General features: G+C 75.7%; 1 protein-coding gene. It reads left to right on the plus strand.

Translation table 11 applies throughout. The features are described 5' to 3' along the window. Positions 1–2869, plus strand: a 2869-nt coding sequence (locus IG94_RS39395) for a type I polyketide synthase (RefSeq protein ID WP_043485734.1), incomplete at both ends; no start/stop codon positions are given.

A 2869-nucleotide genomic window follows, 5' to 3' on the forward strand; every position in this document is an offset into this window, starting at 1 on the left:
CGCCGGCGTGCTGCTCGTGGAGCGGCTCTCCGACGCCCAGCGGCTGGGGCACCGGGTGCTGGCCGTCGTACGGGGTACGGCGGTGAACCAGGACGGCGCGTCCAACGGGCTGACCGCGCCGAGCGGTCCGTCGCAGCAGCGGGTGATCCGCCAGGCGCTGGCCAACGCGCGGCTGTCCGCGGCGGACGTCGACGCGGTCGAGGCGCACGGCACCGGCACGGTGCTCGGCGACCCCATCGAGGCCCAGGCCCTGATCGCCACCTACGGCCAGGGCCGGGAGCGGCCGCTGTGGCTCGGGTCGCTGAAGTCCAACATCGGGCACGCACAGGCGGCCGCCGGAGTCGCCGGCGTGATCAAGATGGTCCTCGCGCTGCGGCACGGCGTGCTGCCGCAGACCCTGCACGTGGACGCGCCGACGCCGGAGGTCGACTGGTCGGCCGGCGCGGTCGAGCTGCTGACCACCCCGCAGGACTGGTCCGAACGGGACCGGCCGCGCCGGGCCGGCGTCTCCGGCTTCGGGGTCAGCGGCACCAACGCGCACGTGATCATCGAGGAGGCGCCGGCGGCGGAGGCGGCTCCCGGGCCGGACCGGCCTGCGCTGGGCGGCGGGCACGTACCGCTGGTGCTGTCGGGGCGCGGCGGCGCGGGCCTCGCCGGTCAGGCCGAGCGACTGCGCGCCTTCCTGGCCGGCCGGCCCGACCTGGACCTGACCGAGGTGGCCCGCGCCCTGGCCACGACCCGCGCCGCGCTGCCCGACCGGGCCGTCGTCCTGGCCGCGGACCACGCCGACGCGGTGGCCCGGCTGGAGGCCCTGGCGGCAGGCGAACCGGCTCCGAACGTGGTCACCGGCCGCAGCGACGCCACCGAGCGGATCGTGTTCGTCTTCCCGGGCCAGGGCGCGCAGTGGGCCGGCATGGGCGCGGAACTGATGGCCGAGTCACCGGTGTTCGCCGCCCGGATGCGGGAGTGCGCCGAGGCACTCGACCCGTTGACCGGATGGTCCCTGCTGGACGTCGTCGCCGGCGCGCCCGGCGCGCCCTCCCTGGACCGGGTGGACGTCGTGCAGCCGGCGTCCTTCGCGATGATGGTGGCGCTGGCCGAGGTCTGGCGGGCCGCCGGCGTGACGCCGGCCGCCGTCGTCGGCCACTCGCAGGGGGAGATCGCCGCCGCCTGCGTCGCGGGCGGCCTCTCGCTGGCGGACGCCGCCGCGGTGGTGGCGCTGCGCAGCCGGGCGATCGCCGACCGGCTCTCCGGCCGGGGCGGCATGGTGTCGCTCGGCGTACCCGCCGACCGGGCTCGCACGCTGATCGAACGCTGGGCGGGCCGCATCGAGCTGGCCGCCGCGAACGGCCCCGCGTCGAGCGTGGTCGCCGGTGAGCCGGCCGCGTTGGCCGAACTGATCGAGGAAGCCGGGCGCGACGGGCTGCGCGCCCGCCGCGTCGACGTGGACTACGCCTCGCACACCGCGCAGGTGGAGACGATCGAGGCGGAGCTGGCCCGGTCGCTGGCCGGGATCGGGCCGACGAGTTCGGCGGTCCCGTTCTACTCCACGCTGCACGCCGACCGGCTGGACACCGCGGACCTCGACGGCGGCTACTGGTACCGCAATCTGCGCGGCACCGTCCAGTTCGAGGCCGTCACGCGCAGGCTGATCGACGACGGCATGGGCGCGTTCGTCGAACTCAGCTCCCATCCGCTGCTCGTACCCGCCGTCGAGGAGACCGCCCAGCAGGCCGGCGCCGCAGTGACGGCGACCGGCACCCTGCGCCGGGACGAGGGCGGCGCCCGGCGGATGCTGACCGCATTGGCGTCGCTGCACGTCGCCGCGGCCACCGTGGACTGGGGCACGCTGCTGGGCGGCGGTCCGGCCGAGCCGATCGCGCTGCCCACCTACCACTTCCGCCACCGGCACTTCTGGCTCGCCGGCAACTACCAAGCCGGCGGCGCCGCGCGCGCCGCCGCCCCCCTGCCGGCCGAGCCGGCGGACACCGACGGCCTCGCGGCACGCCTGGCCGGTCTCGACCCCGCCCAGCGGCGCGCCGTACTGCTCGACCTCGTGCGCGCGGAGACGGCGGTCGTACTGGGCCACGAGACCCTGGACGCCGTGGAACCCGACCTGGCGTTCAACCAGATCGGCTTCGACTCCACGACCGCCGTCGAACTGCGCAACCGGCTGGCCGCCCGCAGCGGCACGGAACTGCCGGTGACGCTGCTCTTCGACTACCCGACCCCGGAGAGCCTCGCCGCCCACCTGCTGGAGCGGCTGGCCGCCGACCCGCCGCAGGCCGCCGCCGTCCCCGCCGGTGCGGTCCGGAGCGACGAGCCGATCGCCATCGTGGGCATGGCCTGCCGGCTGCCCGGCTGCGTCGAATCGCCGGAGCAGCTGTGGGACCTGGTGCTCGACGGCCGCGAAGGCATCAGCGGGTTCCCCACCGACCGCGGCTGGGACCTGGACGGCCTGTTCCACCCGGACCCCGACCACCCCGGGACCAGCTACAGCCGGCACGGCGGCTTCGTGCACGACGCGGGGCAGTTCGACGCCGACTTCTTCGGGATCTCGCCGCGCGAGGCACTGGCCATGGACCCGCAGCAGCGCCTCATGCTGGAGATCTCCTGGGAGGCGATGGAACGCGGAGGCCTCGACCCGGCCCGCCTGCGCGGCACGGACGTGGGCGTGTTCACCGGCGTCACCTACCACAACTACGCCGCCGACGTGCGCCAGGTGCCCGAGGAACTGGAGGGCATCCTGGCCTTCGGCACCTCCGCCAGCGTGCTGTCCGGGCGGGTGTCGTACACGCTGGGGTTCGAGGGTCCGTCGGTGGCGGTGGACACGGCGTGTTCGTCGTCGCTGGTGGCGCTGCACCTGGCG

Origin of the sequence: Streptomyces olivaceus, assembly GCF_000721235.1 — a bacterium.
In the GTDB taxonomy this organism is placed as follows: Bacteria; Actinomycetota; Actinomycetes; order Streptomycetales; family Streptomycetaceae; genus Streptomyces; species Streptomyces olivaceus.